The sequence below is a fragment of the Nonomuraea sp. NPDC004186 genome (assembly GCF_053603495.1).
In genome coordinates this window covers 1-23,468 of record NZ_JBSGFQ010000067.1, presented here as the reverse complement: position 1 = coordinate 23,468, position 23,468 = coordinate 1, and the positions used below count along the sequence as shown (strand labels likewise).

The 23,468-nt window shown below is 69.5% G+C and carries 20 protein-coding genes; 8 read left to right on the top strand and 12 right to left on the bottom strand.

The annotated features are described in order from the left end of the window. Positions 1 to 31: 31 nt before the first annotated feature. Positions 32 to 319 carry a DUF4287 domain-containing protein gene (locus ACWEPL_RS40805; protein WP_355197268.1) on the bottom strand — a complete coding sequence of 96 codons (288 nt, stop codon included), beginning with the start codon at positions 317 to 319 and terminating at the stop codon, positions 32 to 34. A gap of 95 nt (positions 320 to 414) precedes the next feature. Here ACWEPL_RS40805 and ACWEPL_RS40800 point away from each other — a divergent pair, with 95 nt between their 5' ends. Then, a complete protein-coding gene (locus ACWEPL_RS40800) occupies positions 415 to 1,062 on the top strand; it encodes a winged helix-turn-helix transcriptional regulator (RefSeq protein ID WP_363970856.1) in 648 nt (215 codons plus the stop codon). 56 nt (positions 1,063 to 1,118) lie between these two features. On the opposite strand, the gene ACWEPL_RS40795 is transcribed toward ACWEPL_RS40800, so the two are convergent. The 4 genes from ACWEPL_RS40795 to ACWEPL_RS40780 form a co-directional block, all read right to left on the bottom strand. Then, complete coding sequence (locus tag ACWEPL_RS40795) at positions 1,119 to 2,588, bottom strand: AAA family ATPase (RefSeq protein ID WP_452439352.1); 1,470 nt, start codon at positions 2,586 to 2,588, stop codon at positions 1,119 to 1,121. 380 nt (positions 2,589 to 2,968) lie between these two features. Continuing rightward, positions 2,969 to 3,709, bottom strand: a complete 741-nt coding sequence (locus tag ACWEPL_RS40790) for a succinate dehydrogenase/fumarate reductase iron-sulfur subunit (RefSeq protein ID WP_350725586.1) — start codon at positions 3,707 to 3,709, stop codon at positions 2,969 to 2,971. Further along, the gene (locus ACWEPL_RS40785; protein ID WP_350725588.1) at positions 3,706 to 5,628 is read right to left on the bottom strand and encodes a fumarate reductase/succinate dehydrogenase flavoprotein subunit; all 1,923 of its coding nucleotides are present in this window, start codon (positions 5,626 to 5,628) and stop codon (positions 3,706 to 3,708) included. The genes ACWEPL_RS40790 and ACWEPL_RS40785 overlap by 4 nt, the downstream gene beginning before the upstream one ends. Further along, on the bottom strand, positions 5,628 to 6,377 hold the full coding sequence (locus ACWEPL_RS40780; protein WP_449954444.1) for a succinate dehydrogenase cytochrome b subunit: 750 nt from the start codon (positions 6,375 to 6,377) through the stop codon (positions 5,628 to 5,630). Before ACWEPL_RS40780 ends, ACWEPL_RS40785 begins: the two co-directional genes overlap by 1 nt. A 134-nt stretch (positions 6,378 to 6,511) precedes the next feature. Between ACWEPL_RS40780 and ACWEPL_RS40775 the strand changes: the two genes are divergently transcribed. The 7 genes from ACWEPL_RS40775 (at position 6,512) to ACWEPL_RS40745 (ending at position 13,832) form a co-directional block, all read left to right on the top strand. Further along, positions 6,512 to 7,441, top strand: coding sequence for a LysR family transcriptional regulator (locus ACWEPL_RS40775; protein ID WP_363970852.1), 930 nt, complete (start codon positions 6,512 to 6,514; stop codon positions 7,439 to 7,441). Between the two features lie 32 nt (positions 7,442 to 7,473). Further along, the gene (locus ACWEPL_RS40770) at positions 7,474 to 8,607 is read left to right on the top strand and encodes a fused response regulator/phosphatase (RefSeq protein ID WP_363970850.1); all 1,134 of its coding nucleotides are present in this window, start codon (positions 7,474 to 7,476) and stop codon (positions 8,605 to 8,607) included. Further along, positions 8,604 to 9,749 carry a sensor histidine kinase gene (locus ACWEPL_RS40765; RefSeq protein ID WP_452439351.1) on the top strand — a complete coding sequence of 382 codons (1,146 nt, stop codon included), beginning with the start codon at positions 8,604 to 8,606 and terminating at the stop codon, positions 9,747 to 9,749. The genes ACWEPL_RS40770 and ACWEPL_RS40765 overlap by 4 nt, the downstream gene beginning before the upstream one ends. Next, positions 9,742 to 10,191, top strand: a complete 450-nt coding sequence (locus ACWEPL_RS40760) for a response regulator (protein ID WP_350725597.1) — start codon at positions 9,742 to 9,744, stop codon at positions 10,189 to 10,191. The genes ACWEPL_RS40765 and ACWEPL_RS40760 overlap by 8 nt, the downstream gene beginning before the upstream one ends. A gap of 195 nt (positions 10,192 to 10,386) precedes the next feature. Then, positions 10,387 to 11,172 (top strand): hypothetical protein, encoded by a 786-nt coding sequence (locus ACWEPL_RS40755; protein ID WP_350725598.1) that lies wholly within the window; start codon positions 10,387 to 10,389, stop codon positions 11,170 to 11,172. A 12-nt stretch (positions 11,173 to 11,184) separates the two neighbouring features. Next, entirely contained in the window at positions 11,185 to 13,083 is a 1,899-nt protein-coding gene (locus ACWEPL_RS40750) for a fumarate reductase/succinate dehydrogenase flavoprotein subunit (RefSeq protein WP_363970845.1), read from the top strand. Continuing rightward, entirely contained in the window at positions 13,080 to 13,832 is a 753-nt protein-coding gene (locus ACWEPL_RS40745) for a succinate dehydrogenase/fumarate reductase iron-sulfur subunit (protein WP_350725602.1), read from the top strand. Before ACWEPL_RS40750 ends, ACWEPL_RS40745 begins: the two co-directional genes overlap by 4 nt. A 53-nt stretch (positions 13,833 to 13,885) precedes the next feature. On the opposite strand, the gene ACWEPL_RS40740 is transcribed toward ACWEPL_RS40745, so the two are convergent. The 7 genes from ACWEPL_RS40740 to ACWEPL_RS40710 form a co-directional block, all read right to left on the bottom strand. Next, positions 13,886 to 15,190, bottom strand: coding sequence for a hypothetical protein (locus tag ACWEPL_RS40740; RefSeq protein ID WP_452439350.1), 1,305 nt, complete (start codon positions 15,188 to 15,190; stop codon positions 13,886 to 13,888). Between the two features lie 78 nt (positions 15,191 to 15,268). Next, the gene (locus ACWEPL_RS40735) at positions 15,269 to 16,723 is read right to left on the bottom strand and encodes a hypothetical protein (RefSeq protein ID WP_452439349.1); all 1,455 of its coding nucleotides are present in this window, start codon (positions 16,721 to 16,723) and stop codon (positions 15,269 to 15,271) included. Positions 16,724 to 16,835: 112 nt separating this feature from the next. Continuing rightward, positions 16,836 to 17,240: a (deoxy)nucleoside triphosphate pyrophosphohydrolase gene (locus ACWEPL_RS40730; protein ID WP_350725608.1), complete on the bottom strand. Its 405-nt coding sequence runs from the start codon at positions 17,238 to 17,240 to the stop codon at positions 16,836 to 16,838. Further along, positions 17,237 to 18,331 (bottom strand): C40 family peptidase, encoded by a 1,095-nt coding sequence (locus ACWEPL_RS40725; protein WP_452439348.1) that lies wholly within the window; start codon positions 18,329 to 18,331, stop codon positions 17,237 to 17,239. The genes ACWEPL_RS40730 and ACWEPL_RS40725 overlap by 4 nt, the downstream gene beginning before the upstream one ends. Beyond that, positions 18,328 to 18,954 carry a hypothetical protein gene (locus ACWEPL_RS40720; protein ID WP_363970838.1) on the bottom strand — a complete coding sequence of 209 codons (627 nt, stop codon included), beginning with the start codon at positions 18,952 to 18,954 and terminating at the stop codon, positions 18,328 to 18,330. The genes ACWEPL_RS40725 and ACWEPL_RS40720 overlap by 4 nt, the downstream gene beginning before the upstream one ends. 6 nt (positions 18,955 to 18,960) lie before the next feature. Next, complete coding sequence (locus ACWEPL_RS40715; RefSeq protein ID WP_452439347.1) at positions 18,961 to 21,273, bottom strand: type IV secretion system protein; 2,313 nt, start codon at positions 21,271 to 21,273, stop codon at positions 18,961 to 18,963. Beyond that, positions 21,270 to 23,468 (bottom strand): ATP-binding protein (locus ACWEPL_RS40710; protein ID WP_452439346.1); only part of this gene is annotated, 2,199 nt, incomplete at its 5' end. The genes ACWEPL_RS40710 and ACWEPL_RS40715, both read right to left, overlap by 4 nt.

The window sequence follows — 23,468 nt, the reverse complement described above, 5'->3', positions numbered from 1 at the left end:
TGCCCTTGCTCCGGGCTACCGGGTCAACTCGTCAGGGTCGGTTGTTCTTGCCGTCCAGCCATAGCGTGTCGGACTCATCGCGATGGGAACCCGAGCCGCCGACGTGTTTGGCGTCGATCTTCGGCCCCTTTTTGATCACGTGCACCAACGCCATCGCGTGCCCACGTCCAAGGTCGTAGTCCTGCTTCAGCCAGTCAATGATCACGCCGGCTTTCACGGACGGTTCGTCGAAGCCGCGCTCCTTCGCCAGAGCGATGAACTCACGTGGAGTCAGTCCGGTCTTGTCCTCGATGTTGTCGAGGTACGCCTGGAACGACATGCGTTTCTCCATTTCACGGGGGAGGCCCTGCAAGCAGGAAGCTTGTCTTTTGCAAGTATGGTTTGTCAACTGAAGCATAATGTAAGATCTGCATCATGGCGTCCCGGGAGTACGGACAGTTCTGCGGCCTGGCCCGCGCGATGGAGATGGTCGGCGAACGGTGGAGCATGCTGATCATCCGCAACCTCCTCACCGGGGCCAAGCGCTTCACGGACCTGCACAGGGGCTTGCCCGCCATCCCGACCAACATCCTGTCGGCCCGCCTCAAACAACTCGAAGAGGCAGGACTGGCCACCCGTCGCGCGCTACCGCATCCCGAACGCGCGGTCGTCTACGAGCTCACCGACTACGGACGCGACCTCGAACCGGCGCTGATCGCACTGGGCCGCTGGGGCGCGCGGACACTCACCGAGCCTCGCCCCGGCGAGCTCGTCACCGCCGAGTCGGTCGCCATGTCCTTCCGCACCACTTACCGGCCGGAAGCAGCCCTGGGAGTCACCGTCGGCTACGAGGTCCGCATGGGAGATTTCACGCTCCGCCTGCAGATCATCGATGGAATGCTCACGGTCGGCATCGGCCCGCACCCCGCCCCCGACCTCGTCATCGAACGGCTCACCGGCCACCCCATCCGCGAACTGATGAGTGGCAGCAGGACCCCCGACGAAGTACTCCACGACGGCAGCGTGCGCATAGAAGGCAATCCCGCGCTACTCGATCGATTCGCCGAGATGTTCCGCTTCTGATCGCTCCCCCCCGCTGGGGGGATGGCCGCCCCGCGAAGCACATGGCGGCGCGCACGTCAGCCCCCTGAATACATGCGGTTCAGGTCCACGAGCTCAACGTCCGCCCGCCCGTGCGCCCCCTCCACCAGATCGCTGGTGAATCCGGAGCGTGCGAACAACAGCAGTTTGGGCTGCTTGCCAATCCGGGCGTCTGGAAGCAGCGCACGCAGGTGATCCAGCCGCTGAAGCTGAGGGACGTCCATAGGTGCGAGCGTGGCCTTGGCCTCACCGATCGCGATGATCCGATCGGTGGCGAAGGAATTGGTCTCGGTCACCACGATGTCGAGTTCATGTCCTTTGCGGTGCGCTGGGCAGGGGATTTCGCTCGGGCGTACGGCACTGGCCATCCCACCGAGCGTGTCGCCGGAGGCATGAAGGAAGCACCACTCCCGGGCGAGGTCTTCGAAGTGGGGACCGTAAATCTTCGAGGCGACCGTGTCGGCGTTGGCACGCCAGACGCGGGCGGCCTGGCCGCTGACGAGCTCGGGCTCGCGGCGCTGCGTGATCAACTGGTGCAGGCGGACGATCGGCTCGGCGATCCGGAAAACGCTTCGCTTGTCACGCAACGCGTCGTCGACCTGTTCGACGAGGCCGATGCTCCGCAACCCGTTGAGCAAATGTGCCAACGCGCTCACGGGGCGGCCGAGGGCGGCGGCGATCTCCGAGCGACGCTGGTTGCCCGCGCTGATGGCGCTCAGCGTGGCCGCGTACGAGGTGGGGTCGGAAATCGAAGGCTCCTCCCGGAGCAGCAGCCCACCTTCCCGAAACATCGCCGAGGCGGGATTCAGCAACCGCCGCTGCACCCATCGATCGAACCCGTCCAGATCAGCCGGACCTGACCCACCGCACATCTCCAGATACGCGGGGGTACCTCCGACGAGGGCATGCACCCGGAAAGCCAGCTCCGGGTCGCCGGTCAGGCCCCAGAAGGCAGCGGCATCGCGAAACCCGAAAGGCCGCACGATCAGCTCGAGCACCGCTCGGCCTCGTAGTGGCGCACCTCCACCCAGCAACTGAGCCATCGTGGTCAACGCGCTGCCACAGAGGATCAGACGGGTACGAGTGTGCTCCTTCGCGTATCCCGTCGGGCTCAACGCCTGCTGCAGGTACGACGGCAGCGCCGGGGTCGCGGAGACCAGGTAGGGGAATTCGTCGACGATCACGGGCATCGCCCGCTCCTCGCCGAGCCGGAGCAGTTCGTCGAGCCCTTCCCGCCAGTTGCCGAACGAGACCGGCTGCCGCAGCCCGCGATAGGCGGCGTAGGCGGCGCCGAGATCGGCCAGGTTCTGTGCCTCGGTCTGCTGGGTGGCGGCGAAAAGCAGGCCGCCGGTTTCCTGGGCGAGCAGTTCGAGCATGAGAGTCTTGCCCTGACGCCGACGCCCGTAGACCAGCCCCAAGGTGGCACCGTTCGCGGGGGCACTGGCGAAATCAGCCAGTTCCTCCCATTCCGTGTCACGCCCGAACAGGCGCTCCGGCTTACGAAGCATGCCGCCACCACCATCCAGGTAATCATGGTCACAGCTATGATAGGCCTGACTATCATAGCTTGGCGTACGGCTGGGACATCCGCGAAGGCGGTCTCAGTGCTGATATCCGTACGGCTACCGCTCGTACAGCCGAAGACCAGGCCGATGCGTTGTCGAATCGCTGCAAGGTATGCCCCTGCTGGGCGAAGACCTTGGTCCGGGGTGGGCTCCGGCAGGCCCAGCCGGTAACCAGGCAACGGGTGGGCCCGACCAGCCGCCGAAGGCGTGGGGTGCGCCGACAGGCGCCTTATGGAAACAGCCTGAGCCCCGAGCGCGAAGCGCTCCCTTGGGGAAGCCCTTTTTGCTCGGGGCGGCCTACTGTCCAATTGGGGTGCAACCTGCTACTTGGCGTTGGCCTTCAAGTAGTCGGTGTTCATGCGGGCGATGGTGTCCAGAGGGATGCCCTTGGGGCACACCGCCGTGCACTCTCCCGTGTTCGTGCAGCCGCCGAACCCCTCCGCGTCCATCTGGTCCACCATGGCCTTGGCGCGGGACAGGCGCTCCGGCTGGCCCTGGGGCAGCAGGCTCAGGTGGGTGATCTTGGCGGCGGTGAACAGGGAGGCGGAGCCGTTCGGGCAGGCCGCCACGCACGCGCCGCACCCGATGCAGGTCGCCGCGTCGAAGGCCGAGTCCGCGTCCTCCTTGCGTACGGGGATGCTGTGGGCGTCCGGGGCCGAGCCGGCCGGGACCGAGACGAAGCCGCCCGCCTGGATGATCCGGTCGAAGGCGCTGCGGTCCACGACCAGGTCCTTGACGACGGGGAAGGGGGCGGCGCGCCACGGCTCGATGGTGATCGTGGCGTCGTCCTCGAAGTGGCGCATGTGCAGCTGGCACGTCGTCGTCGCGCGCTGTTCGCCGTGCGCGACGCCGTTGATGACCATGCCGCACATGCCGCAGATGCCCTCGCGGCAGTCGTGGTCGAAGGCGATCGGGTCGTCGCCCTCCAGGATGAGACGCTCGTTGAGGACGTCCAGCATCTCCAGGAAGGACATGTCCGGGGAGACGTCCTCGACTCGGTAGGTCACCATCCGGCCGGCATCGGTAGGGCCGCTCTGGCGCCAGACCTTGAGGGTCAGGTTCACTTGTAGCTCCGCTGGCTCATCTTGACGTACTCGTACTCGAGCGCTTCCTTGTGCAGCACCGGCCCGTCGGGCGTGGACTCCCAGGCCGACACGTGCGCGAAGTGCTCGTCGTCGCGCAGCGCCTCGCCGTCGGCGTCCTGGGACTCGGCGCGGAAGTGGCCGCCGCAGGACTCCGTGCGGACCAGGGCGTCCAGGCACATGAGCTCGGCCAGGTCGAAGAAGTCGGCGACGCGGCCGGCCTTCTCCAGGACCTGGTTCAGCTCCTCCGCCGTGCCGCTGACCTTGACGTTCTGCCAGAACTCCGCGCGCAGCTCGGGGATGCGCTCCAGCGCCTTGCGCAGCGACTCCTCGGTGCGCTCCATGCCGCAGTAGTCCCACATGAGCTTGCCCAGCTCGCGGTGGAAGGAGTCGGGGGTACGGGTGCCGTTCACGGCCAGGAGCCGGTCGATCTTGTTCCGGACCTTGATCTCGGCCTCCGCCACGGCCTCCTCGTCCACGTCGCCGAACGGACCGGCGGCCAGGTAGTCGCCGAGGGTGGTCGGCAGGACGAAGTAGCCGTCGGCCAGGCCCTGCATCAGCGCCGAGGCGCCGAGGCGGTTCGCGCCGTGGTCGGAGAAGTTGGCCTCGCCGACGACGAACAGGCCCGGGATCGTGGACTGCAGGTCGTAGTCCACCCACAGCCCGCCCATCGTGTAGTGGACGGCCGGGTAGATGCGCATCGGCACGTCGTACGGGTTCTCGCCGGTGATGCGCTCGTACATCTCGAAGAGGTTGCCGTACTTCTTCTCCACGGCGTCGCGCCCGAGACGCCCGATGGCGTCGCGGAAGTCCAGGTAGACGCCCAGGCCGCCGGGACCGACGCCGCGGCCCTCGTCGCAGACGTTCTTGGCGGCGCGGGAGGCGATGTCACGCGGGACCAGGTTGCCGAAGGCGGGGTAGATCCGCTCCAGGTAGTAGTCGCGCTCCTCGTCCGGGATGTCCCCGGGGGCGCGGGTGTCGTTCTTGCGCAGCGGCACCCAGACGCGGCCGTCGTTGCGCAGCGACTCGGACATCAGCGTCAGCTTCGACTGGTACTCGCCGGAGACGGGGATGCAGGTCGGGTGGATCTGCGTGTAGCAGGGGTTGGCGAAGTACGCGCCGCGCTCGTGCGCCCGCCAGATCGCCGTCGTGTTGCAGCCCTTGGCGTTCGTGGACAGGAAGAACACGTTCCCGTAGCCGCCCGTGGCCAGCACCACGGCGTCGGCGAGGTGGCGCTCGATCTCGCCGGTCACCATGTCGCGCACGATGACGCCGCGCGCCCGCCCGTCGGAGACGATCACGTCGAGCATCTCGTGCCGGGTGTGCATGGTCACGGTCCCGGCCGCGATCTGCCGCTCCAGCGCCTGGTACGCGCCCAGCAGGAGCTGCTGGCCCGTCTGGCCGCGGGCGTAGAACGTACGGGAGACCTGGGCGCCGCCGAAGGAGCGGGTGTCGAGGAGGCCGCCGTACTCGCGGGCGAAGGGGACGCCCTGGGCCACGGCCTGGTCGATGATGTTCACCGAGACCTGGGCCAGGCGGTAGACGTTCGACTCGCGGGCGCGGAAGTCGCCGCCCTTGACCGTGTCGTAGAAGAGCCGGTAGATGCTGTCGCCGTCGCCGCGGTAGTTCTTGGCGGCGTTGATCCCGCCCTGCGCGGCGATGGAGTGCGCGCGGCGCGGCGTGTCCTGGTAGCAGAACGACGTGACGTTGTAGCCCAGCTCACCCAGCGTCGCCGCGGCCGAGCCGCCCGCCAGGCCGGTGCCGACCACGATCACGTTGAGCTTGCGCTTGTTGGCGGGGTTGACCAGCTTCGCGCCGAACTTCCGCTTCTCCCACCGCTCCTCGATGGGCCCGGCCGGAGCCTTGGTGTCCCGGATCTCCGGGCCTTCCGTGAACTTCATTACTTCACAACTCCGAAGGTGATCGCGAGCGGCGGCGCCAGGAACCCGATGACCAGCACGGCGGACACCAGCCCGGCGACCGGCCGGAGGGCCTTGTTCCGCGTGCGGTTGGCCCAGCCGAGGGTCTGGAAGGCGCTCCAGATGCCGTGCCGCAGGTGCAGGCCGACCATGACGACGGCGACCACGTAGATCAGGGTCACCCACCACCGGGACGCGTCGAAGCCGGCGATCATCCGGTCGGCGGGCGCGGAGTCGAAGCCCTTGGGGTTCACGACGCCGAAGGTCAGGTCCAGCAGGTGCCAGACGAGGAAGAGCAGGATCGTGAGGCCGCCGAACCGCATGATGTGCGTCGCGTAGCCGTTCGCCTGCGACTTCTTGGCGACGTACTTGACCGGCCTGGCCTGGCGGGCGCGGCGGGCCAGCGAGATCGCGGCCCACATGTGCAGGACGACCGACACGACGAGGCCGACCTCGAGGATGGTCAGCACCGTCCGATAGGGCGCGATCGGCTCCAGGAGCGTACGCAGCGCGTGGGCGTACTCGTTGAACGAGTCCCTGCCCAGGAAGATCTTGAGGTTGCCGAGCATGTGGAGGACGAGGAAGAGCACCATCACGGCCCCGGTGACGGCCATGACGGCTTTCTTGCCGTTCGACGAGCGCAGGAACCCGCCGGGCCTCCTGCTCGTTGGAGCGTTCTTGGGAGCGGTAACAGGCGCGGTGGCTGCGCCGCGCTCTATCGTGGCAGTCACGCCTTCAAACGCTAGGTATCCAGCAATCATCCGTCCAAGTCATCACGGGCCTGGTTTCGATAGCCACCGGCTATGATGTCTGGTTTGTACGGTCGCCCCACGGAAACGACGCCGCTCGGTGCGAGGAAAATCACATGCAGTTGCAGCAGCTCGCGTACTTCGTGGCGGTCGCGGAGGCCAGGCACTTCACCCAGGCAGCCGAGCGCATGAGGGTCGCGCAGCCGTCGCTCAGCAAGCAGATCAAGGCCCTGGAGGCCGATCTGGGCGCCCCGCTGTTCTCCCGGGCCCGGGGCAACGTCACGCTGACGCCGGCCGGTGAGGCGCTGCTGCCGCTCGCCCGCAGGATCCTCGCCGACGCCGACACCGCCAGGCAGGAGGTGGCCCAGCTCGCCGGGCTCCGCCGGGGCCGGGTGCGGCTCGGCGCCACGCCGTCGCTCTGCGCGGGGCTGATGGCCGACGCGCTGGCGCGCTTCCACCGCGCGTACCCGGGGATCGAACTGCTGGTGGAGGAGGGCGGCTCGCGTGACCTCGTCAGGGCGCTCGCGCGGGGGCAGCTCGACCTGTCGCTGATCATCATGCCGCTGCAGAGCGACGACCCCTCGCTGGTGACCGAGGAGATCCTGCGGGAGAACCTGGTGGTGGCCGCGCCCTCCCACGAGCGGCCGAAGGGCCCGTACATGGAGATCGAGTCCCTGCGCGGGCGCCAGATGGTGATGTTCAGGCGCGGCTACGACCTGCGCGAGGCCACGCTGGCGGCCTGCCGGCAGGCCGGGTTCGAGCCCAGGTTCTCCGTGCAGGGCGGCGAGATGGACGCCGTGCTGCGGTTCGTGGAGGCGGGGCTGGGCGTGGCCGTGGTGCCCTCGATGGTCCTCGACGGGCGCCCCGGGCTGTCCGGCACGCCGCTCGCGCCGCCGGGGCTCAGCCGTACGATCGCGCTGGCCCAGCGCAAGGACGTCGAGCCGACCAGGGCCGCCCAGGCGTTCAGGGAGACCCTGCTGTCGTTCGTCGTGGAGGCCGGTCACGAAGGTACGCTTCCGCAAGGGGTGGATCTCATCGCAGAATGACCTGGACGGACCGACCCCCCTGGTGAGGCGTTTTGACGGCACATCTTTCGGAGACGCTGACGTTGCTCCTGATCGAGGACGACGACGGTGACGCCTTCCTCGTGGAGGAGCTGCTCAAGCAGGCCCCCGCGCCGCCGAAGATCTTCTGGGCACGCAGCCTGCAGGAGGCCAGGGCCAAGCTGACGTCGCAGATCCAGTGCGTGCTGGTCGATCTCTCGCTGCCCGACGCGAGCGGCCTGGAGGCCCTGGAGGAGGTGCTCGCGCTGGCGCCGCACACCGCCGTGCTGGTGCTCACCGGGCTCAGGGACGCGCACGTGGGCGTGGCCGCCGTCCAGGCCGGCGCGCAGGACTACCTGGTCAAGGGCGACATCGACGAGCGGCTGCTGGCCAGGGCCATCCGATACTCGATGGAGCGCAAGCGGGCCGACCTGGCCCATCTCGACCTCGTGCAGGCGGAGCTGACGGCCAAGGAGAACGCCAGGCTGCAGGGCGCGCTGCTCCCCGGCCCTCTGCTGCGTACCGAGGCGATCGAGCACGTCACCCGCTACCTGCCGGGCAGCGGCGGCACGCTGGCCGGCGACTTCTTCGACACCGTGCAGACGGCAGACGGCTCGGTGCACATCGTGGTCGGCGACGTGTGCGGGCACGGCCCCGACGAGGCGGCGCTCGGCGTGGCGCTGCGCGTCGCCTGGCGCACGCTGGTCCTCGCCGGTCAGACGGACGACACGCTGCTGCGCACGATGGACGCCGTGCTGCGGGCCGAGCGCAAGACCCCCGAGATCTTCACCACGCTGTGCATGGCCACGATCAGCCCCGACCTGCGGCACGCCAGGATGCGCGTGGTCGGGCACCCGCCGCCGGTGCTGGTGCGCGACGGCGCCGTCCAGGTGGTCGACGGCACGCCCTCCGGGCCGCCGCTCGGGATCTTCTCGGACGCGGAGTGGTCGATGATCGACGTGCCGCTGGGCGACGAGTGGTCCATGATGCTCTACACCGACGGCCTCATCGAGGCCGTGGTGGGCGAGGGCCAGGAGCTGCTCGGCGTGGAGGGCCTGCTCGATCTCGTACGCGAGCACGGCGCCATCGACCTCGACCGGCTCATCAAGCACGTGGGCACGCTGAGCGACGACCTCGCCGTGGTCCTGGTCCGGAGGAGGAGACCATGAGCATCAACCCGCTGCCTCCCCCCAAGGAGCCGACCGGGCTGGGCAGGCTGCCCGTGGCCCGCTGGTTCCTGGTCATGGGGCTGGTGGCCGGCGTCGTGCTCCTGGCCGGGATCGTGGTCGCGATGATGTTCAGCGCGCGGGCTCGCGCGCTGGCCCAGGTGCCCGCCGTCGAGCAGCAGCTCGACCAGCTCAATCTGGCGCTGATCGTGCTCTTCGCGGTGATGCTCGCGTTCGGCATCGCGCTGGCCTTCATCATCCGGTACGTCGTGCTGAAGCCCATCGACCAGCTGACCCAGCAGGTCCGCACCGTGGCGGCCGGCGACTTCGACCACGCCCTGCACGTCGACAGGCCGGCGGAGCTGGCCGAGCTGTCCAGCCACGTCGACTCCATGCGCGGCCGCATCGTGTCGGCCTGGCGGACGGCCGACGACCAGGCCGAGGAGCTGCGCCGGTCCAACGGGGAGCTGGAGCAGTTCGCGTACGTGGCCAGCCACGACCTCCAGGAGCCGCTCCGCAAGGTCGCCAGCTTCACGCAGATGCTGGAGCAGCGCTACGGCTCCCAGCTCGACGATCGGGCCAAGCAGTACATCCACTACGCCGTCGACGGCGCCAAGCGCATGCAGCTGCTGATCAACGACCTGCTCGACTTCTCCAGGGTCGGCCGGGTGACCGGCGAGCGGACCACGGTCGACGCGGGGAAGGCGCTCGACACGGCGCTGGAGAACCTGTCGGCCACGATCGAGGACACCGAGGCCACGGTCACCAGGGACGAGCTGCCCGCGGTCAGGGGCAACCGGGTGCAGCTCACGCAGCTGTTCCAGAACCTGATCGAGAACGCGATCAAGTTCCGCTCCGAGGCGTCCCCGCGCATCCACATCGGGGCCACCAGGTCCGGCGACATGTGGGAGTTCAGCTGTTCCGACAACGGCATCGGGGTCGAGCCCAAGTACGCCGACCGCATCTTCCTGATCTTCCAGCGACTCCACCCCCGCGACGTGTATCCGGGTACTGGCATCGGGCTGGCACTTTGCCGCAAGATCGTCGAGTACCACGGCGGACAGCTCTGGCTCGACGGCGATGCCGAGAGCCAGGGCACGACGTTCCGCTGGACACTGCCGGCCGCGGGAGACGACGATGAATGAGGGGCGCCCCATCGAGGTGCTTCTGGTGGAGGACGACCAGGGTGACATCCTGCTCACCAAGGAGGCCTTCGACTTCAACAAGGTGCGAAACCGGCTCAACGTGGTCAACGACGGTGAGCAGGCGATGGCGTACCTGCGTAACGAGGACGGATACACCGACGCGCCGCGGCCCGACCTCATCCTGCTCGACCTCAACCTGCCGAGGATGAGCGGCATGGAGGTGCTGGCCGAGGTCAAGGCCGACGCCGGGTTGCGGACGATCCCGGTGGTGATCCTGACGACCTCTGAGGCGGAGGAGGACATCCTGCACAGTTACCGGTTGCATGCCAACGCGTATGTGTCCAAGCCGGTGGACTTTGAGCAATTTATCCGGGTTGTCCGGCAGATAGACGATTTTTTCGTGACTGTGGTTAAGTTGCCCGCCCAAGGGCAGCGCCCCTGACGGGCGTACGTGACAGGAATCACAGCTAAGCATCGAAATTGTGAGTGACCCCGCTCACAAATTCGCATGCTGTCGTCGTAACGTATCCCCCACCAACGCGCGCCTGAGCCGTCGCTCGCCGCCGCGCGCCCAGCGAATACGAAAACCACGGACCCCCTGCGCGACACGGGTCCGCGGGAGGTGGAGAGGTCCGCGATGACCCAGACTACGCCCGACGCTCCGGTCAGAAGGCAGCGAGCGCAAGTCAAGGTGCGCACCCTGCGTACCGACAGATGGTGGCTTGTTCCGCTGCTGACGTTCCTCGGGCTCAGCTCATTCCTTGTCTACGGCGTGTGGGCGATCATCGACAACAGCTATTTCGTCGATCCCTACATAGCGCCGTTCTCGTCGCCCTGTCTGGCGACGTCGTGTCCCGAGGGGGCCCGGCTGTTCGGCCTGGCGCCGTTCGGCGACTGGTACGCACTGCCGCCGGGGCTGCTCATTCTCGGCCTGCCGGGCGGTTTCCGGCTTACCTGCTACTACTACCGCAAGTCCTACTATCGCTCCTTCTGGCTCTCGCCTCCGGCGTGCGCCGTCCAGGAGCCGCACGGCAAGTACACCGGTGAGCGGCGCTTCCCGCTGATCCTGCAGAACGTGCACCGCTACTTCTTCTACGCGGCCATCGTGATCGGCCTCATCCTGGCCTACGACGCCGTCCTGGCGCTCGTCCACAAGCCGATCGGCCTGGGCACCTGGATCCTGGTCGTCAACGCCGTCCTGATCAACGCCTACACGCTGTCGTGCCACTCCTGCAGGCACATCACCGCGGGCAGGCTCAACCACTTCTCTCGCCACCCGCTGCGCTACCGGGCCTGGACGTTCGTGTCCAAGCTCAACGCCAAGCACCAACCCCTCGCGTGGGCCTCGATGTTCTCCGTCATGGGCGCCGACCTGTACGTCCGCCTGGTGGCCAAGGGCATCATCGCCTTCCCGTACGCGTAAGGACCAGCTTCAGTGGATAACTCGCTTAACACAGAGCGTCACGAATACGACGTCGTCGTCATCGGCGCGGGCGGCGCCGGCCTGCGGGCCGCGATCGAGGCCCGCCAGCAGGGCAAGAAGACGGCGATCGTGTGCAAGTCGCTGTTCGGCAAGGCGCACACCGTCATGGCCGAGGGCGGCGCGGCCGCCGCGATGGGCAACGTCAATCCGGCCGACAACTGGCAGGTGCACTTCCGCGACACCATGCGCGGCGGCAAGTTCCTCAACAACTGGCGGATGGCCGAGCTGCACGCCAAGGAGGCGCCCGACCGCGTCTGGGAGCTGGAGGCCTGGGGCGCGCTGTTCGACCGCACCAAGGACGGCAAGATCAGCCAGCGGAACTTCGGCGGGCACGAGTACCCGCGGCTCGCACACGTGGGCGACCGTACCGGCCTGGAGCTGATCCGCACGCTGCAGCAGCGCGTCGTCGCCCTCCAGCAGGAGGACTACGAGAAGCACGGCGACTACGAGGCCTACATCAAGGTCTTCGCCGAGTGCACGATCACGCGGCTGCTCAAGGACGAGGAGCGGATCTCGGGCGCGTTCGGCTACTGGCGCGAGACCGGAAACTTCGTGCTTTTCGATGCGCCCACCGTGGTCCTGGCCACCGGCGGCATCGGCAAGTCGTACGTCGTCACGTCCAACTCCTGGGAGTACACCGGCGACGGCCACGCGCTGGCCCTGCTCGCCGGCGCGAACCTGATCAACATGGAGTTCATCCAGTTCCACCCCACCGGGATGGTCTGGCCGCCCTCCGTGCGCGGCATCCTCGTCACCGAGTCCGTCCGCGGTGACGGCGGCGTGCTGCGCAACTCCGAGGGCAAGCGCTTCATGTTCGACTACATCCCGGACGTCTTCAAGGACAAGTACGCGACCACGGAGGAGGAGGGCGACCGCTGGTACACCGACCAGGCCAACAACCGGCGCCCGCCGGAGCTCCTGCCGCGTGACGAGGTGGCCCGCGCGATCAACGCCGAGGTGAAGGCCGGCCGCGGCTCACCCCAGGGCGGCGTCTTCCTCGACGTCTCGACCCGGCTGCCCGCCGAGGAGATCAAGAAGCGGCTGCCGTCGATGCACCACCAGTTCAAGGAACTGGCCGACGTCGACATCACCGCCGAGCCCATGCAGGTGGGCCCGACCTGCCACTACATCATGGGCGGCGTCGAGGTGGACGCGGACACCGGCGCGGCGGCCGTGCCGGGGCTCTTCGCCGCGGGCGAGGTGTCCGGCGGCATGCACGGCTCCAACCGGCTGGGCGGCAACTCGCTGTCCGACCTGCTGGTGTTCGGGCGCCGGGCGGGCGCGGGCGCGGCGGCGTACGTGGACTCGCTGGAGGCCAGGCCCCGGGTCCTGCCCGAGCTCGTGGAGGAGGCCCGGCAGGAGGCGCTGGAGCCGCTGGGCCGCGACGGCGAGAACCCGTACGAGGTCCACCACGAGCTCCAGAGGACGATGAACGACCTGGTCGGCATCATCCGCAAGGCCGAGGAGGTCGCCGAGGCGCTCCAGGTCGTGGAGAAGCTCAAGGAGCGCGCCCAGGTGGTCGGCGCGGCCGGGTCCCGCATCTACAACCCTGGCTGGCACCTCGCGATCGACCTGCGCAACATGGTGCTGGTCTCGCAGTGCGTGGCGCGCGCCGCGCTGCTGCGCGAGGAGAGCCGCGGCGGGCACACCCGCGACGACTTCCCCGGAATGAACCCGGAATGGCGCCGCAAGCTGCTCGTCTGCTCCACCGAGGACGGCTCCACGGTCAAGGTCGAGGAGAAGCTCCAGTCGAGCATGCGCGACGACCTGATCACCCTGTTCGACCGGGACGAGCTGAAGAAGTACCTCACCGACGAAGAGATGACCGAGTTCGACGGGATTTCGAAATGAGCTACAAGGCGAAGTTCAAGGTCTGGCGCGGTGAGGGCGGTGAGGGCAAGCTCGAGGACTTCACCGTCGAGGTGAACGAGGGCGAGGTCGTCCTCGACATCATCCACCGGCTGCAGGCCACGCAGGCGCCCGACCTGGCGGTGCGCTGGAACTGCAAGGCCGGCAAGTGCGGCTCGTGCAGCATGGAGATCAACGGCAAGCCGCGGCTGGGCTGCATGACCCGGATGTCCACCTTCGAGGAGGACGAGACCATCACGGTCACGCCGATGCGGACGTTCCCGGTCATCAAGGACCTGGTGACGGACGTGTCGTTCAACTACCAGAAGGCGCGGGAGATCCCGTCCTTCACGCCGCCGGCCGGCGTCCGGCCCGGCGAGTACCGGATGCAGCAGGTCGATGTCGAGCGGTCCCAGGAGTTCCGCAAGTGCATCGAGTGCTTCATGTGCAACAACGTCTGCCACGTCATCCGCGACCACGAGGAGAACAAGGCCGACTTCTCCGGCCCCCGGTTCCTCATGCGGATCGCCGAGCTGGACATGCACCCGTACGACGTGGCCGACCGCCAGGAGGCGGCGCAGGACCAGCACGGGCTCGGCTACTGCAACATCACCAAGTGCTGCACCGAGGTCTGCCCCGAACACATCAAGATCACCGACAACGCGCTGATCCCGATGAAGGAGCGCGTGGCGGACCGCAAGTACGACCCGCTGGTGTGGCTCGGCAACAAGATCTTCAAGCGCGCCAAGTAGGCACGCACGAATGAGGGGGGCTGGATCTCCAGCCCCCTCATTTCGTTTCCCGGCTACTTCTTGCGGCCCCAGCGCCTGCGCTTGGGGTCCGGCATCTCCTTGGTCTGCTCCGGCTGCCCGGGCTCCGGCGGCAGCGGCTGGATGACGGTCGCCTCCGCGTCGGGCGCCAGGTAGGGCGGCGGGTCGTACGCCTGCTGCTCCTGGTTCCGGTCCGGCGGGTCGAACAGGGACTGGCCGCCCTGCCACGGCTCCGAGTCGCCGGACTCCGACGCCGAGACCGGTCCGAGCGGGCGCTCCTGGCCGGGGACCTCGTACGGGTCGCCGCCGCCCGGCGGGATGTCCGCCGGCGGCGGGTCCGCCGGGACCAGCGGCTCGAACGGGTCGCGGAACTCCTTGGGCTTGGGCGGCTCGTGGTTGAAGGAGTCGAACTCGTCCGGGTGCAGCACCATGGGCTCCGCCACCGGCGGCGGCGGGGGCTCCTGCGCGTAGCCCTGGGGCGGGTATTGGTGCTCCTCGTAGCCGGGGACCGGGCCGCTCGGATACGTCTGCACGGGGACGAAGCTGATGATCGGCGCGTACGCCGTGCCGCCCGGGTAGCCGGGCGCGGGGAAGCCCGCCGTGGTGTAGTAACCGGGGCCCGCGGGGTAGCCGCCGCCCGGAGGAGGCGGAGGCATGTCCGGCCGGCCCATCGGCGGCCCGGCCTTGCGCACGGCGGCCGCGTGGGCCATCCGGCGGAGGCGTCCCTCGAAGATCAGGACGGCGAAGAGCGCGAGCAGGACCAGCACCAGCGCGGGGATGCTGAGCTTCTGCGTCAGCGACTTCTGGTCGAACTCCGGCGCCGCGTTCCGCAGCTCCAGCGGCACCTCCTCGGAGGAGGCGGGCTGCGTGTCGCTCGGCTGCACCGACGGCGCCGTGACCGGCTCGGAGGACGCGACTTCCGGGATGTCGATGGACGGCTCGGAGGCGGTCTGCGAGGGGGTCGTCGGGGGCGTCTCGATCGACTGGGTGGGCAGCGGCTGGGGGTTCTGGTTCTGCTGCGGCGGGGCGCTGGTGGTCGCCGGCGGCGTCGTGCTCTTGGTCGGCTTGGGGGTCTTGCTGGCCTTCGTCGGAGTCGAGGTGACGGTCTTGGTGATCGTCGTCTCCGGCTCCTCGGGCTCCGGCGTGCCCGCCGTCTCGGTGACCGTGACGGTGGTCTCCGGCGTGGTGTCGCACACCTCGCCGATGTCACAGGGCTCGACCGGCTGGTACGCCGACACGGACGCACTCGCGCTCTGTACGATGAACGGTGTCGCTCCGACGCCGGCCAGGCCCAGCGCCAGGACGACAGCGGACGCGGCCGTCGCTCGCGTGCGTGCCACCGGTGCCCTCCGCGTATCCCGGAACCTTGGTCAAGGGAATACTAGTCGGGTCAAAGTAACAGTAAAGCCCGAATTAACCTACGTTTTGCTTTTTCGGCGTCTTTGCACCGTGCCAATCAACCACAGGGCACCCAGCAGCGCTCCGATGCCTCCGGCGACGACCGGCAGCCCCTTCGGACCGTCCAGCGGGCTCGCCCATGCGACAGGGCGGGCGTGCTTCCGCGCCGCGGCCACATTCCACGGCAGCGGGACCACGCCTTCGGCGCCGCGCGCGGGCTGCCCGGCCGCTCCTGGAGCGGCTTGCGGCGCCGCCATGCCGGGCAGGAGAGGCGCGGCCCCCAGCGGGGGCGACGCGCCAGGCAGGACCAGCGCGGGCGGAGCGCCGGGCACCGGCTGCGGCACGGCCTCCGGCAGCCGCTGCAGGCCCTGAGGAGCCTGCGGCAGACCTTGGGGCAACTGCGGCACCTGCGGCAGCCCCTGAGGCAGCTGCGGGAGGCCTTGAGGTAGCTGGGGCGCGGCCTGAGGCCGCTGCAGGCCCTCGGGCAACTGCGGCGCGGCCTGAGGCAGCCGCTGCAGGCCCTGGGGCAGTTGCGGCACGGCCTGAGCCAGCCCGGGCGCCTGCGGCACAGCCTGGGGCAGCTCAAGGCCCGGCACGCCCTGAGGCCACTGCGGCATCATCCGGGGCTGCCGGGGCGCCTGCGGCACGCCGCCCTTCAGCCGGCGCGCGGTCCCTCCGGCCGCCTCACGCCGCGGCGCGGCCGCTTCGGCGGGCCACTGCCCCTCGAGCAGCACGCCGGCCCCGGCCAGCAACCGGCGTCTGGCCTGCGCCCCGGCGACCTCTGGCGCCTCCGCGTCGGCTTGCACCTTCGCCCAGGCCCGTGCGGGCGGGGCGGGCTGTTGCAGTTGAGCGAGGAGTCGTTCCTTCGCCTGGGCGTACTCGCGGCTCTTCCCCGGAGCCGCGCCGGGCACGCCGGGCAGAGGCTCTTCCGGGCTCACGCGGACCGCCGGGCCGCTGAAGCCCGGCTCCTCGTCCATGACGCGCGTTGCGGCCGTCTTGGTCTTGGTCGTCAGCGGGCCGCCCGCGTCGGCCCGCATCCCGGCCACCGCCGCGAGCACCACCTGCTTCGCCCCCGACGGCGTGGTGAGCGTCACGTCCACTTCCCGCTCGCCGGCGAGGTCGCCCAGCTCGCACACCCGCGTCCCGGGCGGGACCGCGCTCGGCAGCACCGAGCCGCCCGTGACGCTCAGCGCCTGGGCCGCCAGCGCCCGCGCGGCCCGCACGCCGCCCCGGGCCGCCCCCAGGCTCGCCTCCGCGGCGGGCGCGAAGGGCGTGCCCGGCGCCGCCGGGGCGCAGGACACCTGCGTCAGCGCCGCCGCCGGGCTGGCCGCGATCGCCACCTTGACCCCGTCGGCCATCCCGTTCAGCCGCACCCGGAACCGCTGGACGTCGCCCGTCCTGATCCACACCCCGGGCGTGCTCACCCGCTCCAGCACCAGCGACACCCGGGAGGCCGCCAAAGGCACGGAGGGCACAGCCGCAAGGATCAGTGCACCCGCAATGATCCAGCCACGCCGCATCACTCCCAACTCCCCCGCTGCGACAGATGTCACTCTTGGTAGTCATTCTGTCACACAGAGGAGGCACCTAATCCCGCGAAAGGAGCAGATTCTCCACAGTCTTCATAACGGGCAGATCCGCCCCGAGCCACTCGACCGAGTAGTACTCGCCGGGCCCCAGCCACCGCAGCGCCAGGTGCTCCCGGGCCTCCGGGACCCCCGAGGGCAGCGAGCACAGCCAGACGCGCAGCACGTACCCCTCGGAAAGCTCCCAGTCCCCGCCCACCTGCTCACCCACCGTGACCTCCACGCCGAGCTCCTCGCGGCACTCGCGGACGAGCGCCGCCGTCTCGCTCTCGCCGGGATCCACCTTCCCACCAGGGAACTCCCAGCCACCCGCGAGCGCCGGAGGCTCGGCGCGCTGGGCGGCCAGCACCCGAGCGCCCGGCGCGACGATCACCGCGGCCACCACGACCGTGTCGAAATCATTCACAGGGTAGGATTCTGCAGCTTCTTCAACTGCTCGAGCACGTCGGGGTTCTGCAGGGGGCGGGTGAAACCGAGGCGGTTGTCCCGGGCCTTGTAGCTGGTGACCTTGATCGGCCCGCACAGCCGGCACCGGGCCTCCAGCATCTTGCCCTTCGACACGACGAGCCCGACGTGGCCGGGGTTGTCGGCGGACGTGCCCGGACCGGCGTTGAAGAACACCAGGTCACCGGGCTGTTCCTGACCGTCTAAAACCTTCACGCCGAACGGCCACTGCCCGAACGTCGTACGCGGGATCATCAGCCCCGCCTCCCGATACGCCGCGAAGATGACGCCCGAGCAGTCGAACGCGTCGGGCCCCGTCCCGCCCCACAGATACGGCTTGCCGCGCTGCGCCAGCGCGTATTCCAAAATCTTGGCCACGATGTCGCTCGGCGCGGCCTCCACCAGCGAGTCGTCGCATTCCTCCGAAGCCTGCGGCGGCACCTTGACGTCGCCCGACTTGGCGTATTTCCTGGCGATCGCCTCGACCTGGTCCACGTACCACCAGGCCCGGTTGTAGACGAACAGCGCCTGCCGTACGTTCTCCGGGGCTCCGTTGCGCTTGAGCATCCGCGCGGCGCCGAGGATCGCGTCGGCCGGGTTGTAGATGTCGCCGACCCCGTCGCCGTCACCGTCGGAGGCGTACCCGGTGAACTTCGACGACATCGCGACCCTGGCCTTGCCGCCCCACGTGGAGATCAGGAACTGCATCGGCCCGGCCGCGCCCGCGTAGTTGGTGCCGCTCTTGACGCCCGGCAGGTTGGAGCGGCCGTGGTCGGTCTCGCGCTTGCCCACGGCGGCCAGGATGTTCCACTGGACGCCGATCTTCTTGCCGTACTGCTTGTAGAACTCCAGGTATTCGGAGGGGATGTCCGACGTCGCCGAGTCGGACACCTCCTCCACCTGCGTGGTGTCGTTGCAGTCGGGCGAGGTGCCGCCGTCGCTGAGGAACGACGGCATCGAGATCAGCAGCATCGGCGACACGACGACCGCCACCAGGAGCAGCACGCCGGCGGCACCGATGATCAGCGCCAGCCGGGTACGTGAGAGCTTCACCCCGAGGTGTCCCCCTCCTGGCCCTCCGTGGCAGGCCGGATGTCGAAGATCCGCCAGTCGGCTCCCGACTGGGTCACCGTGACCGCGTACTCCTCCTGAGCCGTCTGGTTACCGCTCTTGGCGGTGACCTGCCTGGCCGAGGCGACCACGAAGATGATGGAGTTCTTCTCGATCTGCCTGATCTCCTTCAGCCTGGCCGTGGCCTTGGAGACGATCTGGTCGTTGCGGTTCTGCTCGACGGTGCCCGCCGAGGTCATGGTCCTGGTCAGCTCGTTGCCGAGCTCGGCCGTCGTGTACGCCTTCACGCGGGTCGCGTACGCCGCCGGGTCCTCGTCGTACCTGAAGGTGCCGTAGTCGGCGGTGAACCGCTCGGCCAGGTCCGCCGTCGCGGCCAGCTGCTCCTTCTTCATCGGCAGGAACGAGTAGATGTCGAACGGGGCGGCGCTCGCGGTCGCCAGCGGCGTGCTCGACGGAGCCGGCGCGCTGACGACCCTCGCCGGCTCCTGACCGGGCCCGGCCTGCTCCTCCGGGTCGGGCCACATGGTCAGGTAGATGCCGACCGCGGCGATGACCACGACGACGACGGCGAAGGCCACCCCCCGCCTGTCACCTCCCTGCACCATGTTCGTTCAGTCCTTGTCCGGGTTGTTCGGCTTGAGCCAGAACGGCACATCCGGGCTGTCTCCTCCGGAGCCGCCGTTGCGGCTGCCGCGCAGCCAGAGCGGAGGAGCCTCGGAGGTGCGGGACGAGGGCTCGTCCGAGCCGAAGATCCGGGAGCCGGACGAGCCGCCGGACGGCCTGGAGCCGCCGCCCGACCGGGTGGCGCCGTTGGACCTCGAACCGCCGCCGCCGAAAAGCCCGCCACCCGAACCGCCACCCGAACCGCCACGCGATCCGCCGCCGGAACCACCGGAGCCACCTGAGCCGCCGCCGAACAGCCCGCCGCCGCTCCCGCGCGAACGCGTGCCGCCCGAGCCGCCCGAGCCGCCGAACCGGGAGCCGCGCGACCCGCCGGACGAACTACGCGACCCCGACGCCGAACCGCCGCGGGACGCCCAGCCGCCGCCGGACCGGCCGCCGAACCAGCCGCCGCCCGAGCCACCTGAGCCACTGGAGCCGCCGGAGGCCGTGCCACCGGCCGCGCCGGCCACCCGGGGGCCGCCCCCTGCGGGACCGCGCGTGCGCGTGGGCGTCGTGCCCAGGTTGAGCGGCGGCGCCGTACCCCTGCGCGGCTCCATCGGAGCCCTGGCGCCCGCCTTGCCGCCCTGCTGGTCGGTGTCCAGCGGCGCTGCCGTGGCCGGTACGCGGGTGCCCAAGGGAACGCCCTCGCCCTCCTCGGCGCGTACCCGGGCCTGCCCCGCGGTGGCCGCCGCCGTGGCCGCGGCGCCCGCCGCGTTGGCCGCGCCGGCCGCCCTGATGATCGGCTCGGCCTTGCGCAGCCCCCAGCGGCCGATCCTGGCCGAGGCGACCGGCGGCAGCGCGCCCGCGGAACGCTCGAGGACCGACGAGCTCGCCGCCTCGCCCAGCATGCGGGTGGTGACCGTGTGGCCGTTCATCGAGGCGAACAGGTGCTGGAACGGCCTGCGGTAGAAGAACACCGCGATCGTCAGCAGGGCCATGAACAGCACCTGCAGACCCCATGGCATGGCCGTGGAGATGATCAGCGCGTACCCGTAGACGAGGACGCTGAGCACGAGTGTGAGCACGGCCTGCCTGAGCAGCGTGCCGACGAGCATCTCCACCCAGCGCATGGCGACGATCCGGCCGCTGCCCGGATGGACGCCGATCAGCAGGAACACGGGCCCGAGGATCAGCAGCAGCAGGAAGCCCACCTTCAGCACCAGCAGCGAGACCGCCACCAGGAAGATGAGCAGGCCGGCCACGATCGCCGCGATGAACGCGCCGACCGCCACGCCGAGCCGGTTGGACCAGTCACGGCCGGAGAAGACGGTGTAGACGGGGTCGTTCTTGAGCTTGTCGGCCAGCGAGGCGTACTCCGACTGGCGGGCGCCCACGTCGGGCGCCGGCTGGCCGGCCACGGCCCGCGGGACCGACTGCATCTCCAGCACCTTGCGACCCCAGTCGCGCACGATCGGCTGCTGCGGGTCGGCGGTGCCGAACAGGCCCACCAGCCACGGCTTGCAGACCAGCGTGGACCACAGCGCGTCGGCGTTCTGGTCGACGCCCGGCGTGCCGGTCTGGGCGTAGCCGCCGGCCTGGACCTTCGCGTCGGCGCCGCCGGGCGGCGGCAGGCAGGAGGCGCCGCCCGCGCCCGGCAGGCCGGAGAAGGCCGAGTTGACGACCTCGCCGGTCTTGTCGGTCACGACCTTGCCCAGGCCCGTGAAGTCGCCGGGACGGCTGAGGAACCAGACTGCCACGGTGACCGCGAGCACCATCCAGATCACGCCCTCGGCGGTCGTGGTGGCGCGCTTGCGGATCAGCCCGTACCAGGCCAGCCAGATGGCGCCGAGGATGACGATCGGCTGGAGGAAGGGCCAGTACATGGCTTTGGAGAGGTTCGTGATGATGTCGTCGACCACGTCCTTGATCGCCTGGAGCGGTCCCTCCGTCGCCGCCGCCTGGTACGTGGTGATCGTCAGCCGGTCGATGGCCTTGGCCGCGGTGAAGATGCCGTTGGCCCACATGTTGCCGAGCACGGCCACGTAGTCGGAGCAGCCCAGGTCGTGGGTGTGCCAGAACTGGCCGCTCATGCCGAACTGGGAGTAGTTGGTGGTCGGCGTCTGCGGCGCGCCTTCGACGGCCGGCGCCTGGATCAGGCCGTCGGTGCCGCCGCCGACCATCTCCGGGTTGAGCGGGCCCGACAGGTCACAGGGCGCCGCGGCGGCCGGGGCCGACAGCCCGCCCACCACGATCGGCATCACGAGAATGCTCGTGACGAGCGCCAGTGCCAGTGCGAGCCGTCGAGACAGCCGGATCTTCATGACCGTACCTCCTGCGCCCTGCCCACGCCCCCCTGAAGATCATCATGCCCGCTGCCGTCGGGTTTGTCGTGCGTCGGGTTCGTGTCGAGCCAACGGAGAAGATCCTCGGAGATCAGGTCTACTCCGATCCGCCCCGCCCTGCCATCCAGATCACGGAATACGCATTCGCCGTTGCCGAGCGAGCGCAGCACGGCCTTGTGCTCCTCCGACGGCTCCACCCCGAGCAGGGACATGACGTGGTCCACCTCCACCCGTTCGGTGGACCTGAACGCGAAGACGGACGACAGGCAGTTGGTCACCTGCTCGTTGAGCAGGTCGCCCGCGTTCTGGGAGACCAGCACGAGGGCGGTGTTGCGGGAGCGGCCCATCCGGCTGACCTCGGGCACCAGCTTGGCGCCCTCGGGCGTGGAGGTGATCGCCCACGCCTCGTCCAGGAAGATCGCCTTGGGGGCGCGCCGGTCGAGGCCGTTCATCAGCCTGCGCGCGAACTGGGAGACCAGGTAGAGCAGCGCCACCGACAGCCGCTGCTCGTAGGAGTAGTCGTCCCTGGTCGTGGCCACGTCGGGCAGGGTCAGCCCGCCCAGCGTGAACACGGTCGTCCACCCCTCGCTGTCGATCTGGTCGCCGCCCGAGGGGTCGAAGCAGAGCCTGGCCAGGTGCATCTCCGACATGGAGCGCAGCACCGCGCCCAGGTTCTTCGAGGCGGGGTCGTCGGCCTGCTCCAGGAAGTCGACGACCTTGCCCAGCGACGGGTCGGGCGCGTTGGAGACCGCGGCCACCGCCTGGATCATGGCCGACTCGCGCTCCTCCGACATGCGGGGCAGCAGCAGCCTCAACGTCTCGGTGGCCATGGTCTTCTTCGCCGCGATGTCGTCGCCGAACGAGAACGGGTCGAGCAGCCCCGGCGCCGCCGACCCCAGCGGGATGATGCGGGCCTTGCGGCCCCGCTTCTCCAGCAGCCGCACCAGCGACTCGGCGTCGCCCTTCGGGTCGATCACCGCGACCGTCACGCCCCTGAGCGCCATCTGGTAGATCATCAGCAGCGCGAGCGTGGTCTTGCCGCCGCCGGGCTCGCCGGTGATCGCGATGGCGGTCGGCCGGTTGCGGGAGGCCGCCAGCAGCGGGTCGAAGTGCACGATGCTGCGGGCCCTGCCGACGGTCTCGCCGATGTACGGGCCGAGCCAGCCCTCGGTGCCGTCGCCCAGCCGGTCGCCGAGGTCGACGGTGGCGGTGGCCATGCCGCCCGCGATGGTACGCAGGGGCTGCCGCTGCGCGTAGGCGTTGACGCGTACCTTCTCGCCCGGCAGCGTCTCGCAGAACAGCGAGAACTGGTCGCCCGTCGAGTTGACCACGTCGATGCCCATGTCGCGGTAGTGCTCGACGACCGCCTCGACGCGCTGCACGCAGATGTCCTCGGTGGGGGCCGACACGATCAGGCGGTGCCAGCCGTACACGAAGGGCAGCCGTTCCTTCGTGATGCCGTGCTCCAGCATGCGGGCCGCGTCGATCTGCTCGGCCAGCGCCAGCGGCGCCTCCGCGCCGGCCTCGCGGATGTGGTGGTCCATGTCGCGGGCGTGCGCGAGCTTGCGCGCGACGTCCTTGGACGCCTTGACCGGCGGGATCAGCCGCATCCGCGACGAGATCTCCACGGGGAAGGCGAGCTGGTCCGCGAAGTGCATCCACGGCTCGCCGTCCGGGAACGGCATGAGGTCGGGGAACCTCGCGAACGACAGGTAGGCCACGTACGAGTCGCCCTGCGGCTGCACGATGCGCAGCAGCGACCTGCCGTTGTGGATCTCCCCCTCGACCAGCGACTCGATCTCGCCCTTGCCCCAGCGCCGCTTCGGGCTGGCCGACGGCGGCGGGTCGCCGAGCGCGCCGGAGGCCGCGTGCTGGAACAGCCACGCCACCTCGACGGAGGTGGCGTGCCTGGCGTAGAGGGCACTCGACGTGAGCGCCCTGCCGAGGCGTTCGGCCTGCTCGGTCCAGCGCCCGATCTCGCTGTCGGGGACGTGGTCGTCCTCCATCCCGAGCGCCTTCTCGGTCTTCTGGTAGAAGCCGAAGAGCTGGGACAGCACGCCTGCGCCGAGCTGCTTGCCGCGCGGGCCGAGCCGCACGCCGAGGAAGACCTCCTTGGACCAGAAGTCCTTCGCCCAGACGTGCCGGTACATCTCCTCCAGGTAGTCGCGCCAGCC